Origin of the sequence: Streptomyces noursei (assembly GCF_016917755.1) — a bacterium.
Taxonomy (GTDB): Bacteria; Actinomycetota; Actinomycetes; order Streptomycetales; family Streptomycetaceae; genus Streptomyces; species Streptomyces yunnanensis.
The window spans coordinates 4,216,708-4,233,688 of the sequence record NZ_CP070326.1; the positions used below are offsets into that span (position 1 = coordinate 4,216,708).

Here is a 16,981-nt window from a genome sequence, read left to right on the forward strand (position 1 = left end):
GCCGCCGATCCCGGGCCGAATAGAAGGTCCCCTTCCTCGAAGGGCCCGGGTACAGAGCGCCACCGGCCATGACACGATGACTGACACCGCGGACCCCGGACCCCGCCCGCCCCGGCGGACGGGCAGCAAGAAGGAGCGACGATGAACAACTCTCCGGGCTGGGCCTCGCCCGGATCTTCCCCCTCCGACGAGCCGGGCCGCGGCACCCCGGAGCAGCCCATCCAGCCGCCGGTTCCGGAAGACCGTTCCGACGCCGCCCAGCAGCCGACCCCACCGAACTGGTCCAGCAACCAGCCGCCTCCCGGCCAGTGGACGACCCCGGCCGGCATCCCCGGCCAGAGCGGACCCGGCGGCCGGAGCACCCACGGCGCCGAGGAACGCACCCGTGCCTCGTCCGGATCGGCCCAGGCCGGCTGGACCGCTCCGCCGGGCCCCGGCGGCCAGGGCGCCTGGGGCGGCGGTCCCGGCTGGGGCGGCGGCTGGAGCGCGATGCCGCCCGTCGCCAAGCCGGGCGTGATCCCGCTGCGTCCGCTCGGCGTCGGCGAGATCCTCGACGGCGCGGTCGCCACCATGCGCGCCCACTGGCGCACCGTGCTCGGCATCTCGCTGATCGTCGCGGTCATCTCGCAGACCGCCGTCACGGTCGTCACCGGGCTGTGGTTCCCCAGTTCCGGTCTTGGCACCGTCCGTGACGACGGCACCCGGCCGCCGCTGCGGCAGGTCCTGAGCGAGATGGGCAACTCCCTCACCGGCTCCGCCATCAGCGCCCTCATCGGGCTGCTCGGCACGATCATCGCCACCGGGATGCTGACCATGGTCATCAGTCGGGCGGTCCTGGGCCGCCCGGTGACCGCCGGGGGTGCCTGGAGCGACGCCCGCGGCCAGCTCCCGCGCCTGCTCGGTCTGCTCGTCCTGCTGCCCCTGATCATCAGCGCCGTCTTCATGGCCGGGATGACCCCGGGCATCATCATCACCAGCTCCGGATCGCTCGGCCTCGGACTCGGACTCATGCTGCTCGGCCTGTTCGCCGCCGGCGTCGTGAGCATCTGGCTGTGGGTCCGCTTCAGCCTCGCCTCCCCGGCACTGATGCTGGAGAAGCAGGGCGTCATCGCGTCCATGCGCCGCTCCGCCAAGCTCGTCCGCGGCTCCTGGTGGCGGGTGCTGGGCGTCCAGCTCCTCGCCTACCTGTTGATCTCCATCATCCAGTTCATCATCCAGATCCCGGCCACCTTCGTCGCCTTCCTGATAGGCGGTGAGAGCCTCATGGACTGGGCGGACGGCACCAGCAACTCCACCGGCTGGCCGTTCCTGATCGCGCTGGGCATCGGCGCGATCATCAGCTCGGCGATCACCTTCCCGATCAGCGCCGGGGTCACCTCGCTCCTCTACGTCGACCAGCGCATCCGCCGCGAGGCACTCGACCTGGAACTCGCCCGCGCCGCCGGCCTCCCCGGCTACGGCCCCGAGGCCCCTGCCGCGCCCCCGGCAACCGGCGGCACCCCGGCGCCCGGGACCGCGCCTGGTGCAACGCCCGCCGCCCGCCCCGCCGCTGAGGCCCCCTCCGCCCAGTCGGCCGCCGCGCCGACCGACCCGACAGGCACTCAGCCAACGGACCGTCAACCGGCGAAGGTTCAACTGGCGAAGACTCAGGCCGACGAGGCGGAGAACGCGGCGACGGAGAAGGCCGAGCCGGCCACCGCCGAGACGCCCGACGCCCCCGGCACACCCACAGATGCCTCCCCCGACATCCCCGGGCCACGCACGACCGACAACGCTCCGGGAAGCTGATGCGGTGACCACAGGGGGGAAGATCGCCGCGCTCGCACACCTGACCGCGCGACTCGACGACGACATACCGGTCCGGATCTCTCGCGTCCCCGCCCGTGAGGCGGCGGAACGCGAGCTGTCCGACCCCCGGTACCACCAGCACGACCCGAACCTGCTCCAACGCGCCCTGAATTGGCTCTCGGACCGCCTCGGCGAGCTCTTCAGCACGGCCGCCGGCGCCACTCCGGGCGGCTGGGTCGGACTCATCGCCATCGCCGTGTTCGTCCTGCTGCTGGTCATCGCCCTCCGGCTGCGGCTCGGTGCGGTACGCCGCACCCCGACCACAACCGGTGCCCTCTTCTCCGATACCCCCCGGACGGCTGCCGAGCACCGCGCGACCGCCGACCGGCACGCGGCCGACGGGCGCTGGAACGAGGCGATCCAGGACCGCATGCGTGCCATCGTCCTCGCCCTCGAAGAGCGCGCCCTGCTCACTCCCGGTCCCGGCCGCACCGCCGACGAGGCCGCCACCGAAGCCGGCCTGGTCCTCCCCTCACATGCCGACCAACTCCACACCGCGGCCCGCACCTTCGACGACGTCGCATACGGCGGCCGCCCCGGCACGCAACGGGCATACGCCCTCCTTGCCGAACTCGACAGCGAGCTGCAGCGCACCAAGCCCCATCTGGCCACCGCACCGACCAGGAGCCGCGGATGACCACGGCCACCGCCACCTCCGCTCCCGGCCGCACCGCACACCGCCTGTGGACGCGCTCCCGGGGCGTGCTGCTCGGGCTGCTGCTGCTCGTCATCGGAGGGCTGACCCTCGCCGCCCTGCAGTCCGGCGAACAGCACGGCCGGCTCGACCCCCGCTCCGCGGACCGGACCGGCAGCCGTGCTCTCGCCCAGCTCCTCGCCTCCCGCGGCGTCACCACCGATGTCGTGACCACCACCGAGGAGGCCGCCGCCGCGGCCGGCCCGGACTCCACGCTCCTCGTCACCACACCCGACGTCCTGACCTCCGGTCAGCTCGCCGACCTCCACACCGCGACACACCACACCCCCGGCCGCACCGTCCTGCTCGCCCCCGGCACCGCGCCCCTCCAGATCTTCGCGCCCGGTGTCCAGGCCGACCCCCGAATCGGCAACACCCCGCGCCCGCCCGGCTGTTCGCTCCCCGCCGCCCGCGACGCGGGCGACGTTCTCCTGGGCGGCATCCGCTACGCCACGTCCGCCACCACGGCCGACCGCTGCTACAACGCCGGCGGCTCCCCCACCCTGCTGCGTCTCCCGGCCACCGACGCCGCCCGCGACACCGTCCTCCTCGGCTCCGCCGACCTCCTCTACAACCACCACCTCGCCGAGCAGGGCAACGCCGCGCTGGCCCTCCAACTCCTCGGTGCGCACAAGCATCTGGTCTGGTACCTCCCCTCCATCAGCGATCCGACGTCCACCGCACCGGCCACCCAGCCCGGCCTCCTCGACCTCATCCCCTCCGGCTGGCGCTGGGCCCTGCTCCAACTCGCCCTCGCCGCCGCCTGTGCGGCCCTCTGGCGTGCCCGCCGGCTCGGCCCCCTGGTGCCCGAGCGGCTCCCGGTCACCGTGCCTGCCGCCGAAACCACCGAGGGCCACGCCCGCCTCTACGAACAGGCCCACGCCCGCGACCGCGCCTCAGCCGTCCTGCGCTCCGCGACCCGCACCCGGCTCGCCCCCCTCATCGGCGTGCCTCCCGCGCACGCCCACACCCCCGACCTCCTGCTTCCGGCCATCCGCACCCACCTGGGCACCTCCGACCTGGCCTCGCCCGACCTGCAAGCCCTGCTCTTCGGCCCCGCCCCGGCCGACGACAAGGCCCTGGTGCACTTGGCCGACCAACTCGACACACTTGAAAACTCGATCGTTTCCCAAGAGAGGCACGCCCCCCGTGAGCACCCCGACCGCTGACAGCGCCCGAGCCTCACTTGAGGAGCTGCGCACCGAGATAGCCAAGGCCGTGGTAGGCCAGGACCCCGCCGTCACCGGTCTCGTCGTCGCGCTGCTCTGCCGCGGTCACGTGCTCCTCGAAGGCGTTCCCGGCGTCGCCAAGACCCTGCTCGTACGCGCCCTGTCGACAGCCCTTGAACTCGACACCAAGCGCGTCCAGTTCACCCCCGATCTGATGCCCAGCGACGTCACCGGCTCGCTGGTCTACGACACCCGGAGCGCCGAGTTCTCCTTCCAGCCCGGCCCCGTCTTCACCAACCTCCTGCTCGCCGACGAAATCAACCGCACGCCGCCCAAGACCCAGGCGTCCCTGCTCGAAGCGATGGAAGAACGCCAGGTGACCGTCGACGGCACGCCCCGTCCGCTCCCCGAACCGTTCCTCGTCGCCGCGACGCAGAACCCCATGGAGTACGAGGGCACTTACCCTCTCCCCGAGGCCCAGCTCGACCGCTTCCTGCTCAAGCTCACGGTGTCGCTGCCCGCCCGCCAGGACGAGATCGACATCCTCACCCGGCACGCGTCCGGCTTCAGCCCACGCGACCTCAACGCCGCAGGGCTCCGCCCCGTCGCCTCCGCCGCCGACCTCGAAGCCGCCCGCGACGCGGTCGCCAAGACCACTGTCTCGCCCGAAGTCACCGGCTACATCGTCGATATCTGCCGTGCCACTCGTGAATCCCCCTCGCTGTCGCTCGGCGTCTCCCCCCGGGGAGCCACCGCCCTGCTCTCCACCTCACGCGCCTGGGCTTGGCTGACCGGCCGCGACTACGTCACGCCCGACGACGTCAAGGCCCTGGCGCTCCCCACACTCCGGCACCGCGTGCACCTCCGCCCCGAGGCCGAGATGGAAGGAGTCACCGCCGACTCCGTCATCAACGCCGTGCTCGCTCATCTCCCCGTCCCCCGCTGAGGCGAGACCGTGGCCCTCACCGGACGCACTGCTCTCCTCTCGGCGCTCGGAGCCCTGGTCGTGGGCTTCGTGCTCCCCAGCTGGCTCGGGATCCTGACTGTCCAACTCGCCCTGCTGATAGCAATTTTGTGCGACCTCGCGCTCGCCGCGCCAGTGCGAAAGCTCCATTTCACCCGAACCGGTGATACAAACGTTCGCCTAACAGGCGAAGCCCACATCCACCTCACCATCACCAACCCGGACCGCCGCCCCCTGCGCGCCCAACTCCGCGACGCCTGGCCCCCGAGCTCGTTCCGCCCCGGCGACGACATCCCCGCGTCCCGACACACTCTCCGCATCCCCGGCGGCGAACGCCGCCGCCTGACCACCACGCTCCATCCCACCCGCCGCGGAGACCACCACGCCGTCCGCGTCACGGTCCGCTCCTACGGCCCCCTCGGCCTGGCCGCCCGCCAGGGGAGCCACCACATCCCCTGGACCCTCCGCGTCCTGCCCCCTTTCACCAGCCGCAAGCACCTTCCCGCCAAACTCGCCCGGCTCCGCGAACTCGACGGCCGCACCAGCATCCTGACCCGCGGCGAGGGCACCGAATTCGACAGCCTCCGCGACTACACCCCCGGCGACGACACTCGCTCCATCGACTGGCGCGCCACCGCCCGCCGTCAAACCGTCGCCGTCCGCACCTGGCGCCCCGAACGCGACCGCCGCATCCTGCTCGTCCTGGAAACCGGCCGCACCTCAGCCGGCCGCATCGGCGACACCCCCCGCCTCGACGCCTCCATGGACGCCGCCCTGCTGCTCGCCGCTCTCGCCTCCCGTGCCGGCGACCACGTCGACCTGCTCGCCTACGACCGCCGGGTACGCGCCTCCGTACAGGGCCGCACCGCCCGCGATCTCCTCCCGGCACTCACCGACGCCCTCGCCCCCCTCGAACCCGAACTCATCGAAGCGGATGCCCGCGGCCTGGCGGCGACCATCCACCGCCACACCCCACGCCGTTCGTTGATCGTGCTCTTCACCGGCCTCGACACGGCCCCCATGGAGGAGGCCCTGCTGCCCGTCCTCCCCACCCTCACCCAGCGCAACGAAGTGATCGTCGTGGCCGTCGCGGACCCCCGCATCGAAGAGATGGCCGCCGGCCGCCACACCCCGCAGGCCGTCTACGCAGCGGCCGCCGCGGAACAGACCCGCGCCGCCCGCCGCCACACCGCCGACCGCCTCCGCCGCCACGGCATCACCGTCATCGACTCCACCCCGACCCACCTGGCCCCCGACCTCGCCGACGCCTACCTCTCCCTGAAGGCCGCCGGCCGCCTATAAGCTCCCCTCCGCCCTGCCCAGAAGCAAGACCATCCCCCACCAACATGCCAGGCCCCGTCTCCATCTCCCCGCAAACAGACCCCACATGCCCAGCGAAGCCGACACCCCAAAGGCGTCGGCTTCGCTACACCCTCTCCTCACCCTCAACAGCCAACGGCACAAGCACCCACCGTCCCCGAACCAGCCCAAGACCCCACCGCACCAGAGCACCAGAGCACCCCAGCAACGTCCGCCCTCGTCCATCTCCACCGCCCCCTCCGCCTTGCCTATGGAGACAACCGGCCCCGATACCAAACAAAAAGGGCCCGTTCCCAAGTCAAAGCAGCTCTCGCTTTGACTTGGGAACGGGCCCAAAACAGATAGACCCCGCACCATCCCGGTACGGGGTCTATCTCAAATTTAGTTCGGCGGCGTCCTACTCTCCCACAGGGTCCCCCCTGCAGTACCATCGGCGCTGAAAGGCTTAGCTTCCGGGTTCGGAATGTAACCGGGCGTTTCCCTAACGCTATAACCACCGAAACACTATGAAACTATGAACAACCGTTGGTCTGTTCGTGGCTTCAGAACCAACACAGTGGACGCGAGCAACTGAGGACAAGCCCTCGGCCTATTAGTACCAGTCAACTCCACACCTTACGGCGCTTCCATATCTGGCCTATCAACCCAGTCATCTACTGGGAGCCTTACCCCATCAAGTGGGTGGGAGCCCTCATCTCGAAGCAGGCTTCCCGCTTAGATGCTTTCAGCGGTTATCCTTTCCGAACGTAGCCAACCAGCCATGCCCTTGGCAGAACAACTGGCACACCAGAGGTCCGTCCGTCCCGGTCCTCTCGTACTAGGGACAGCCCTTCTCAAGACTCCTACGCGCGCAGCGGATAGGGACCGAACTGTCTCACGACGTTCTAAACCCAGCTCGCGTACCGCTTTAATGGGCGAACAGCCCAACCCTTGGGACCGACTCCAGCCCCAGGATGCGACGAGCCGACATCGAGGTGCCAAACCATCCCGTCGATATGGACTCTTGGGGAAGATCAGCCTGTTATCCCCGGGGTACCTTTTATCCGTTGAGCGACGGCGCTTCCACAAGCCACCGCCGGATCACTAGTCCCTACTTTCGTACCTGCTCGACCCGTCAGTCTCACAGTCAAGCTCCCTTGTGCACTTACACTCAACACCTGATTACCAACCAGGCTGAGGGAACCTTTGGGCGCCTCCGTTACCCTTTAGGAGGCAACCGCCCCAGTTAAACTACCCACCAGACACTGTCCCTGATCCGGATCACGGACCCAGGTTAGACATCCAGCACGACCAGAGTGGTATTTCAACAACGACTCCACACCAACTGGCGTTGGCGCTTCAAAGTCTCCCACCTATCCTACACAAGCCGAACCGAACACCAATATCAAGCTATAGTAAAGGTCCCGGGGTCTTTCCGTCCTGCTGCGCGAAACGAGCATCTTTACTCGTAATGCAATTTCACCGGGCCTATGGTTGAGACAGTCGAGAAGTCGTTACGCCATTCGTGCAGGTCGGAACTTACCCGACAAGGAATTTCGCTACCTTAGGATGGTTATAGTTACCACCGCCGTTTACTGGCGCTTAAGTTCTCAGCTTCGCCCCACCGAAATGGAGCTAACCGGTCCCCTTAACGTTCCAGCACCGGGCAGGCGTCAGTCCGTATACATCGCCTTACGGCTTCGCACGGACCTGTGTTTTTAGTAAACAGTCGCTTCTCGCTGGTCTCTGCGGCCACCCCCAGCTCACCGTGTAAAACGGATCACCAGAAATGGCCCCCCTTCTCCCGAAGTTACGGGGGCATTTTGCCGAGTTCCTTAACCATAGTTCACCCGAACGCCTCGGTATTCTCTACCTGACCACCTGAGTCGGTTTAGGGTACGGGCCGCCTTGAAACTCACTAGAGGCTTTTCTCGACAGCATAGGATCATCCACTTCACCACAATCGGCTCGGCATCAGGTCTCAGCCTTAACGTGCGACGGATTTACCTACCACACGGCCTACACCCTTACCCCGGGACAACCACCGCCCGGGCTGGACTACCTTCCTGCGTCACCCCATCGCTTACCTACTACAAGTCTGGTCCGTCGGCTCCACCACTCCCCTCAACTCCGAAGAGATCAGGGCGGCTTCACGGACTTAGCATCGCCTGATTCAGTATTGGGCGCTTCAAAGCGGGTACCGGAATATCAACCGGTTGTCCATCGACTACGCCTGTCGGCCTCGCCTTAGGTCCCGACTTACCCTGGGCAGATCAGCTTGACCCAGGAACCCTTAGTCAATCGGCGCAAGAGTTTCCCACTCTTGTATCGCTACTCATGCCTGCATTCTCACTCGTGAACCGTCCACAACTCGTTTCCACGGCTGCTTCACCCGGCACACGACGCTCCCCTACCCATCACAACAGGCGTTAGCCCTCATGCTGCAATGACACGACTTCGGCGGTGTACTTGAGCCCCGCTACATTGTCGGCGCGGAATCACTTGACCAGTGAGCTATTACGCACTCTTTCAAGGGTGGCTGCTTCTAAGCCAACCTCCTGGTTGTCTCTGCGACTCCACATCCTTTCCCACTTAGCACACGCTTAGGGGCCTTAGTCGATGCTCTGGGCTGTTTCCCTCTCGACCATGGAGCTTATCCCCCACAGTCTCACTGCCGCGCTCTCACTTACCGGCATTCGGAGTTTGGCTAAGGTCAGTAACCCGGTAGGGCCCATCGCCTATCCAGTGCTCTACCTCCGGCAAGAAACACACGACGCTGCACCTAAATGCATTTCGGGGAGAACCAGCTATCACGGAGTTTGATTGGCCTTTCACCCCTAACCACAGGTCATCCCCCAGGTTTTCAACCCTGGTGGGTTCGGTCCTCCACGAAGTCTTACCTCCGCTTCAACCTGCCCATGGCTAGATCACTCCGCTTCGGGTCTTGAGCATGCTACTCCAACGCCCTATTCGGACTCGCTTTCGCTACGGCTTCCCCACACGGGTTAACCTCGCAACATACCGCAAACTCGCAGGCTCATTCTTCAAAAGGCACGCAGTCACGACGCAAAGAACAAGTCTCTGCGCGACGCTCCCACGGCTTGTAGGCACACGGTTTCAGGTACTATTTCACTCCGCTCCCGCGGTACTTTTCACCATTCCCTCACGGTACTATCCGCTATCGGTCACCAGGGAATATTTAGGCTTAACGGGTGGTCCCGCCAGATTCACACGGGATTTCTCGGGCCCCGTGCTACTTGGGTGTCTCTCAAGCAAGCCGCTAACGTTTCAGCTACGGGGGTCTTACCCTCTACGCCGGACCTTTCGCATGTCCTTCGCCTACATCAACGGTTTCTAACTCGCCCTGCCGCCGGCAGACGACAGAAGAGAGATCCCACAACCCCAACCACGCAACCCCTGCCGGGTATCACACGTGACTGGTTTGGCCTCATCCAGTTTCGCTCGCCACTACTCCCGGAATCACGGTTGTTTTCTCTTCCTGCGGGTACTGAGATGTTTCACTTCCCCGCGTTCCCTCCACACTGCCTATGTGTTCAGCAGCGGGTGACAGCCCATGACGACTGCCGGGTTTCCCCATTCGGACACCCCCGGATCAAAGCTCGGTTGACAGCTCCCCGGGGCCTATCGCGGCCTCCCACGTCCTTCATCGGTTCCTGGTGCCAAGGCATCCACCGTGCGCCCTTAAAAACTTGGCCACAGATGCTCGCGTCCACTGTGCAGTTCTCAAACAACGACCAGCCACCCACCACCCCAACCCGAAGGCTGAGTTCACTGGGACCGGCATCCCGAAGGCTCAGACCATAGTCCGCACCCTCAGATACCCAACAGCGTGCCCGACCAGCTCAACCCACAGTCCCGTGTTCCACGCCGAAGCAGTACTAACGAGCCATGAACCCGAACAGGCCGAGTAGTCAACGTTCCACCCATGAGCAACCAGCATCAGACACTCGCTGATGTACTGGCCTCTGACCAAGCACAAAGCTCGGTAAGAAATGCTCCTTAGAAAGGAGGTGATCCAGCCGCACCTTCCGGTACGGCTACCTTGTTACGACTTCGTCCCAATCGCCAGTCCCACCTTCGACGATTCCCTCCCACAAGGGGTTGGGCCACCGGCTTCGGGTGTTACCGACTTTCGTGACGTGACGGGCGGTGTGTACAAGGCCCGGGAACGTATTCACCGCAGCAATGCTGATCTGCGATTACTAGCAACTCCGACTTCATGGGGTCGAGTTGCAGACCCCAATCCGAACTGAGACCGGCTTTTTGAGATTCGCTCCACCTCACGGCATCGCAGCTCATTGTACCGGCCATTGTAGCACGTGTGCAGCCCAAGACATAAGGGGCATGATGACTTGACGTCGTCCCCACCTTCCTCCGAGTTGACCCCGGCAGTCTCCTGTGAGTCCCCATCACCCCGAAAGGCATGCTGGCAACACAGAACAAGGGTTGCGCTCGTTGCGGGACTTAACCCAACATCTCACGACACGAGCTGACGACAGCCATGCACCACCTGTACACCGACCACAAGGGGGGCACTATCTCTAATGCTTTCCGGTGTATGTCAAGCCTTGGTAAGGTTCTTCGCGTTGCGTCGAATTAAGCCACATGCTCCGCTGCTTGTGCGGGCCCCCGTCAATTCCTTTGAGTTTTAGCCTTGCGGCCGTACTCCCCAGGCGGGGAACTTAATGCGTTAGCTGCGGCACGGACGACGTGGAATGTCGCCCACACCTAGTTCCCAACGTTTACGGCGTGGACTACCAGGGTATCTAATCCTGTTCGCTCCCCACGCTTTCGCTCCTCAGCGTCAGTATCGGCCCAGAGATCCGCCTTCGCCACCGGTGTTCCTCCTGATATCTGCGCATTTCACCGCTACACCAGGAATTCCGATCTCCCCTACCGAACTCTAGCCTGCCCGTATCGAATGCAGACCCGGGGTTAAGCCCCGGGCTTTCACATCCGACGTGACAAGCCGCCTACGAGCTCTTTACGCCCAATAATTCCGGACAACGCTCGCGCCCTACGTATTACCGCGGCTGCTGGCACGTAGTTAGCCGGCGCTTCTTCTGCAGGTACCGTCACTCTCGCTTCTTCCCTGCTGAAAGAGGTTTACAACCCGAAGGCCGTCATCCCTCACGCGGCGTCGCTGCATCAGGCTTTCGCCCATTGTGCAATATTCCCCACTGCTGCCTCCCGTAGGAGTCTGGGCCGTGTCTCAGTCCCAGTGTGGCCGGTCGCCCTCTCAGGCCGGCTACCCGTCGTCGCCTTGGTGAGCCACTACCTCACCAACAAGCTGATAGGCCGCGGGCTCATCCTTCACCGCCGGAGCTTTCCACACGGAGATCATGCGACCCCGTGTCATATCCGGTATTAGACCCCGTTTCCAGGGCTTGTCCCAGAGTGAAGGGCAGATTGCCCACGTGTTACTCACCCGTTCGCCACTAATCCCCGACCGAAGCCGGTTCATCGTTCGACTTGCATGTGTTAAGCACGCCGCCAGCGTTCGTCCTGAGCCAGGATCAAACTCTCCGTGAATGCTTACCGGTAATCCGGTATCAACACTCGCGTTGAGCGGAACCACAAGGAGGAATAATCCTCGCGGTTCACAGCGTCCTCGCTGTGCGCCTCCCAAAGCTATTGGAAGGACTTTTCAAAGGAACCTCATCTCCAAGATGGAGACGGGGTATCAACATATCTGGCGTTGACTTTTGGCACGCTGTTGAGTTCTCAAGGAACGGACGCTTCCTTCGGCCACCCTCTCGGGCTTCCTCCGGGCGCTTCCCTTCGGTCTTGCGTCTCCGACTCTATCAGATCCTTTCGGCTCCGATTTTCGCCGGTGCGATTCGGCCTTTCGGCTTCCTCGCGGTTCCAACCTTACCAGATCCGTTTCCGTCTCTGGCCCCCTGCTGGAGCGGGGTCCGGCCGCTTCGCTTTCGCTTTTCGGCCTTTCCGACTTTATCAGATCTTCTTTCCGTTCCAGGCCGCTGGGCGGCTGGTTCGAATTCCGTTCTGAATTACCCGTCGGAGGGGGATGTCTTTCGACTTTTCCGACTTTATCAGAAGGTATTCGATCCAAATGGCGGAGCGAAGCTTCTGATAAGTGATCGGTGCGCCCCGCCATTGCGAATGTGCGGCTGGAGCGGAGAGAGACTATCTGTCGCGATCGAACTTGTCCAGTTCGTTGCAACCGTTTGAATCTACCTCCCCCTGCCACCCATGTCAACGGGTTTCTGGGGCGAAGAGGAGATTAGCAGGTCAGGAGGGGTGTACGCACATCAGGCGGCGGTGGGGAGGAGGGCGGCGCGGTCGGTGGCGGTGACGTCGCCGGTCTCGCCGGCGCGTGCGGCGCGTCCGCCCAGTACATAGACGTAGGTGAGGAAAGCCAGCTCGGCGACGATGCCGATGGTGATGCGGGCCCAGGTGGGGAGGCCGGAGGGGGTGACGAAGCCTTCGAGGAGGCCGGAGACGAAGAGGACGGCGGCCAGGCCGACGGCGACGCCCAGTGCGGTGCGGCCTTCCTCGGCCAGGGCGATGCGGCGGGTGCGGGGGCCGGGGTCGATGACGGTCCACCCCAGGCGGAGGCCGATGCCGGCGGCGACGAAGACGGCGGTCAGTTCGAGGAGTCCGTGTGGGAGGAGCAGGCCCAGGAAGGTGTCGAGGCGGCCCGCCGAGGACATCAGGCCCAGGCCGGCGCCCAGGTTGAGCATGTTCTCGAAGAGGACCCACAGGACGGGGACGCCGAGGAAGGCTCCGAGGACCAGGCAGAGGGCCACGGCCTGGGCGTTGTTCGTCCATACCTGGGCGGCGAAGGCCGCGGCGGGGTGGTTGGAGTAGTAGGTCTCGTACTCGCCGCCGGGGCGGGTCATCTCGCGGAGGTCCTGGGGGGCGCCGAGGGTGGACTGGACCTCCGGGTGGGCGGCTATCCACCAGGCCAGGAGGGCGGCGACGGTGAGGGAGAGCACCGCCGTGGGGATCCACCAGTGGCGCAGGCGGTAGACGGCGGCGGGGAACGAGGTGGTGAAGAAGCCGGCGGCGTCGCGCCAGGAAGACCTGCGGGCGCCGGTGACCTTGCTGCGGGCGCGGGCCACCAGGGAGGTGAGGCGGCCGGTCAGGGCCGGGTCGGGGGCGCTGGAGAGGAGGAGGGAGAGGTGGGTGGTGGTGCGTTGGTAGAGGGCGACGAGTTCGTCGGCCTCGGCGCCGGTGAGGCGGCGCTTGCGGCGCAGCAAGGTCTCCAGGCGGTCCCATTCGGCGCCGTGGGCCGTGACGAAGACATCGAGGTCCATACGGGGTCGCTCCTCGCAGCGCGGTGGGTGGGTGCCGGGCCAGCTTGGCAGACTGGCCGGGCGCGGGGCCCCGGACCTCCGGGGCGGAACCGCGGTGGGACGGGCGGCCGTGGTGGCGGGCCGGGAAACAGGGGTCGAGAGGGAGTGGGCGTGTGAGTCAGCTGGTGACGGGCGAGGCCGTGGTGCTGGGGCTGCGGCCGGCCAGGCTGGCGAGCCGGGGGCTGGCGGTCGTGGTCGATCTGGCGGTGGCCTGGGGGACGTACATCGCGGTGACGTTGGTGATGGTGAGCACCGCGTCCTCGTTGGACGGTGCGGTGCTGGCGGCCCTGCAGGTGGCGACGCTGGTGCTGGTGCAGGTGGGGATACCGATCGCGGTAGAGACGCTGAGCCACGGGCGGTCGTTGGGGAAGCTGATCTGCGGGTTGCGGGTGGTGCGGGAGGACGGCGGGCCGATCCGGTTCCGGCATGCGCTGGTGCGGGGTGCCATGGGGGCCATCGAGATCGTGATGACGATGGGGGTGCTGGCGTCGATCGCGTCGCTGGTGTCGGCCCGGGGACGGCGGCTGGGCGATGTGTTCGCCGGGACGCTGGTGATCCGGGAGCGGGTGCCCGAGGCGGAGGGCGGGGGCGTGGTGCTGCCGGCACCGCCTCCGTGGCTGGCCGGGGAGATCGGGGGGCTCGATCTGTCCCGGGTGCCGGACGGGTGGTGGCTGGCCGTGCGGCAGTACCTGGGGCGGCTGGGCGAGTTGGATCCGCAGGCGGGCGCGGCGATGGCCGGGCGGCTCGCCGGTGATCTGTGGGGCTTCACGGGGGCGGCGGTGCCGGCGGGCGTGGACCCGGCGGTGTATTTGGCCGCGGTGATGGGTGAGCGGCAGGAGCGGGAGTCCCGGCGGGCGTTCGGGGAGAGCGGTGCGGCGGGGGTGTATCCGGGGGCGGGGTCGGCCTCGGCTTCCGGGGCGGTGCCGGAGGAGTCCTCGGGTGGGGTTCCCGGGGGCGGTACGACCGCTGCCGGCGGGACGTGGGTGGTGCCCGGGGGTGCCGTGACGGCCGGGTCTGCGGCGGCGGGCGGTGCCCCTGGGCGCGGCGGTGCTGCCTGGACTGCGGGGACGGTGCCGGGGGCTCGGGACGCGGACGGGGGCGGGCAGCCGGCCCGGCCGAGCACCGGGTTCGCGCCGCCCGTGTGAGGCGGGACGGGGAGCGAGCGGATCACGCCTCGCGATCCCCGCCCCTCTGCCGACGCACCCCTGCCAACGGGGATTCGTCGGCGGTCAGTTGAAGGTCGAGGGTGGTGTGTCGAGGGATTCGAGTTCGATGCCGGGGGCGGCGAGGACGACGTCGCCGGCGAGGTGCACGGCGTGCTGTTCGCCGGTTTCGAGGTCGGTGACCTGGTACGCGTCGGCGACGAGCGGGGCGGTGTCAGTGGCGTGTGGTGTGCTGGAGAGCAGCGCCCAGGACTGGTCGAGGGTGCGGGGGGCGAGGACGGGGGGTGTGAAGGCGACGAGGCGGACGCGGGTCGCGCCGGCGCCGAGGACGGGGCGGAGCAGGCGCGCGGTGGCGACGAGGAAGGCCGGGGAGGCGCCGGTGAAGGCGTGGGCGGGGACGTTGCCCTCGGTGGCGTGGGTGCCGGTGGGGTCGGTGCGTACCCAGGTGACGCCGTCCAGGGCGGCGCCGCGCACCTGCCATGCGGCGGCGTGCAGTTCCAGGCGGATCGGGCGGCCGAGCTCGTCGAGGGTGAGGTCGACGGAGCCGGTGTGCTCGCCGGCGGTGTTGAGGATCTGGGAGACGTAGCGCCAGCCGGAGGGGCCGGTGGCGCAGTGGAAGTGTTCCTCGCCGAGGGGGGTGCGGTCGTGCGGGTCGTACAGGGAGTAGTGGCCGCGGGGCATGGTGGTGCAGTCCTTGGGGGGTGGGGCGGTGCGCCGGGGGCGCGGGGGTTTCCGGGGATTCTGCGGGCCAGGCCCCCGCCGGGTGGGCGAGGGCCTGGTGCCAGCGGCTGCTGGGTGAGCGGGTGTCCGGTCCGCGGGCGGGCCGGGGGTGGCTCAGTAGCGGTAGTGGTCGGGCTTGAAGGGGCCCTCGACCTTGACGCCGATGTAGTCGGCCTGCTCCTGGCGCAGGGTGGTGAGCTTGACGCCCAGCGCGTCCAGGTGGAGGCGGGCGACCTTCTCGTCCAGGTGCTTGGGCAGGACGTACACGTCGGTCGGGTACTGCTCGGGCTTGGTGAACAGCTCGATCTGGGCCAGCGTCTGGTCCGCGAAGGAGTTGGACATCACGAACGAGGGGTGACCGGTGGCGTTGCCGAGGTTGAGCAGGCGGCCCTCGGAGAGCACGATCAGGACCTTGCCGTCCGGGTGGGTCCAGGTGTGGACCTGCGGCTTGACCTCGTCCTTGACGATGCCCGGCAGCTTCGCCAGACCGGCCATGTCGATCTCGTTGTCGAAGTGGCCGATGTTGCCGACGATCGCCTGGTGCTTCATCCGCGCCATGTCGGAGGCAAGGATGATGTCCTTGTTGCCGGTGGTGGTGATGAAGATGTCGGCGGTCTCCACGACCTCATCGAGGGTGGTGACCTGGTAGCCGTCCATGGCCGCCTGGAGCGCACAGATCGGGTCGATCTCGGTGATGATGACGCGGGCGCCCTGGCCGCGCAGGGACTCCGCGCAGCCCTTGCCGACGTCGCCGTAGCCGCAGACGACGGCGGTCTTGCCGCCGATCAGGACGTCGGTGGCGCGGTTGATGCCGTCGATGAGCGAGTGGCGGCAGCCGTACTTGTTGTCGAACTTGGACTTGGTCACCGCGTCGTTGACGTTGATCGCGGGGAAGAGCAGGTCGCCGTCGCGCTGCATCTCGTAGAGGCGGTGGACACCGGTGGTGGTCTCCTCCGTCACGCCGCGGATCTCGGACGCCAGCCGGGTCCACTTCTGCGGGTTCTCGGCGAGGGTGCGGTTGAGGAGCTCCAGGATGGCGTGGTGTTCCTCGTTCTCCGCGGTCTCCACCGCCGGGGCCTTGCCGGCCTTCTCGTACTCGACGCCCTTGTGGACGAGGAGGGTGGCGTCGCCACCGTCGTCGAGGATCATGTTCGGGCCGCCGGTGGGGGTGCCCGGCCAGGTCAGCGCCTGCTCCGTGCACCACCAGTACTCCTCCAGGGTCTCGCCCTTCCAGGCGAAGACCGGGACGCCCTGGGGGTCCTCGGGGGTGCCGGTGGGGCCGACGGCGATGGCCGCGGCGGCGTGGTCCTGGGTGGAGAAGATGTTGCAGGAGGCCCAGCGGACCTGCGCGCCCAGGGCCACCAGGGTCTCGATCAGCACGGCGGTCTGCACGGTCATGTGCAGCGAGCCGGTGACCCGCGCGCCCTTGAGGGGCTGCTGGGCGGCGTACTCCTTGCGGATCGCCATCAGGCCGGGCATCTCGTGCTCGGCGAGGGTGATCTCCTTGCGGCCGAAGGCGGCGAGGGACAGGTCGGCGACCTTGAAGTCCTGGCCGGTGGCTGCTGTCGTCATTACGGGCTGCTCCTCGGGTGTCGAGGTCGGTCGGGCAATTCGGGCAGTCTGCGGCGCGGGTCGGGGGCCCGGTGGTGACCGGGCGTACGCGAGCCTACGCGGAGGCCGTTACACCTCTCCCCTTGCCGCAGCGCAGTCCGTCGGAGGCCCTCTCTCCCTCGGCCGGTCCGCGGTGCGGGCCGCCCGACCGCCATCAGCAGCGACGTCTGGCA

General features: G+C 67.0%; 9 protein-coding genes and 3 rRNA genes. 6 read left to right on the forward strand and 6 right to left on the reverse strand.

All coding sequences use genetic code 11. From position 1 onward, the window contains the following. Positions 1 to 141: 141 nt before the first annotated feature. Genes JNO44_RS18530 through JNO44_RS18550 form a run of 5 tightly spaced genes read left to right on the forward strand, consistent with a single transcriptional unit; the run spans position 142 to position 5,977 of the window. Positions 142 to 1,788, forward strand: a complete 1,647-nt coding sequence (locus JNO44_RS18530) for a DUF7847 domain-containing protein (RefSeq protein ID WP_205365326.1) — start codon at positions 142 to 144, stop codon at positions 1,786 to 1,788. A 4-nt stretch (positions 1,789 to 1,792) separates the two neighbouring features. Further along, positions 1,793 to 2,485 carry a DUF4129 domain-containing protein gene (locus tag JNO44_RS18535; protein WP_205365327.1) on the forward strand — a complete coding sequence of 231 codons (693 nt, stop codon included), beginning with the start codon at positions 1,793 to 1,795 and terminating at the stop codon, positions 2,483 to 2,485. Then, a complete protein-coding gene (locus tag JNO44_RS18540; RefSeq protein ID WP_205365328.1) occupies positions 2,482 to 3,711 on the forward strand; it encodes a DUF4350 domain-containing protein in 1,230 nt (409 codons plus the stop codon). The genes JNO44_RS18535 and JNO44_RS18540 overlap by 4 nt, the downstream gene beginning before the upstream one ends. Further along, positions 3,692 to 4,657: an AAA family ATPase gene (locus JNO44_RS18545; RefSeq protein ID WP_039635909.1), complete on the forward strand. Its 966-nt coding sequence runs from the start codon at positions 3,692 to 3,694 to the stop codon at positions 4,655 to 4,657. Before JNO44_RS18540 ends, JNO44_RS18545 begins: the two co-directional genes overlap by 20 nt. Positions 4,658 to 4,666: 9 nt before the next feature. Next, positions 4,667 to 5,977: a DUF58 domain-containing protein gene (locus JNO44_RS18550; protein ID WP_205365329.1), complete on the forward strand. Its 1,311-nt coding sequence runs from the start codon at positions 4,667 to 4,669 to the stop codon at positions 5,975 to 5,977. A gap of 402 nt (positions 5,978 to 6,379) precedes the next feature. Here JNO44_RS18550 and rrf read toward each other — a convergent pair. The 4 genes from rrf to JNO44_RS18570 all read right to left on the reverse strand — a co-directional run bounded on the left by rrf (position 6,380) and on the right by JNO44_RS18570 (position 13,275). Next, positions 6,380 to 6,496, reverse strand: a 5S ribosomal RNA gene (gene rrf / locus JNO44_RS18555). Positions 6,497 to 6,567: 71 nt separating this feature from the next. Next, positions 6,568 to 9,690 (reverse strand): 23S ribosomal RNA (locus tag JNO44_RS18560). A 308-nt stretch (positions 9,691 to 9,998) separates the two neighbouring features. Next, a 16S ribosomal RNA gene (locus JNO44_RS18565) occupies positions 9,999 to 11,527 on the reverse strand. The 16S, 23S and 5S rRNA genes sit together here, the layout of an rRNA operon. A 740-nt stretch (positions 11,528 to 12,267) precedes the next feature. Then, the gene (locus JNO44_RS18570) at positions 12,268 to 13,275 is read right to left on the reverse strand and encodes a stage II sporulation protein M (RefSeq protein ID WP_205365330.1); all 1,008 of its coding nucleotides are present in this window, start codon (positions 13,273 to 13,275) and stop codon (positions 12,268 to 12,270) included. A 152-nt stretch (positions 13,276 to 13,427) separates the two neighbouring features. On the opposite strand from JNO44_RS18570, the gene JNO44_RS18575 reads away from it, so the two are divergent. After that, the gene (locus JNO44_RS18575) at positions 13,428 to 14,459 is read left to right on the forward strand and encodes an RDD family protein (protein WP_205365331.1); all 1,032 of its coding nucleotides are present in this window, start codon (positions 13,428 to 13,430) and stop codon (positions 14,457 to 14,459) included. A gap of 84 nt (positions 14,460 to 14,543) precedes the next feature. On the opposite strand, the gene JNO44_RS18580 is transcribed toward JNO44_RS18575, so the two are convergent. Both JNO44_RS18580 and ahcY read right to left on the reverse strand, forming a co-directional pair. Then, on the reverse strand, positions 14,544 to 15,158 hold the full coding sequence (locus tag JNO44_RS18580) for a hypothetical protein (protein ID WP_205365332.1): 615 nt from the start codon (positions 15,156 to 15,158) through the stop codon (positions 14,544 to 14,546). 153 nt (positions 15,159 to 15,311) lie between these two features. Beyond that, positions 15,312 to 16,769: an adenosylhomocysteinase gene (ahcY, locus tag JNO44_RS18585; protein WP_067350862.1), complete on the reverse strand. Its 1,458-nt coding sequence runs from the start codon at positions 16,767 to 16,769 to the stop codon at positions 15,312 to 15,314. Positions 16,770 to 16,981: the final 212 nt, after the last annotated feature.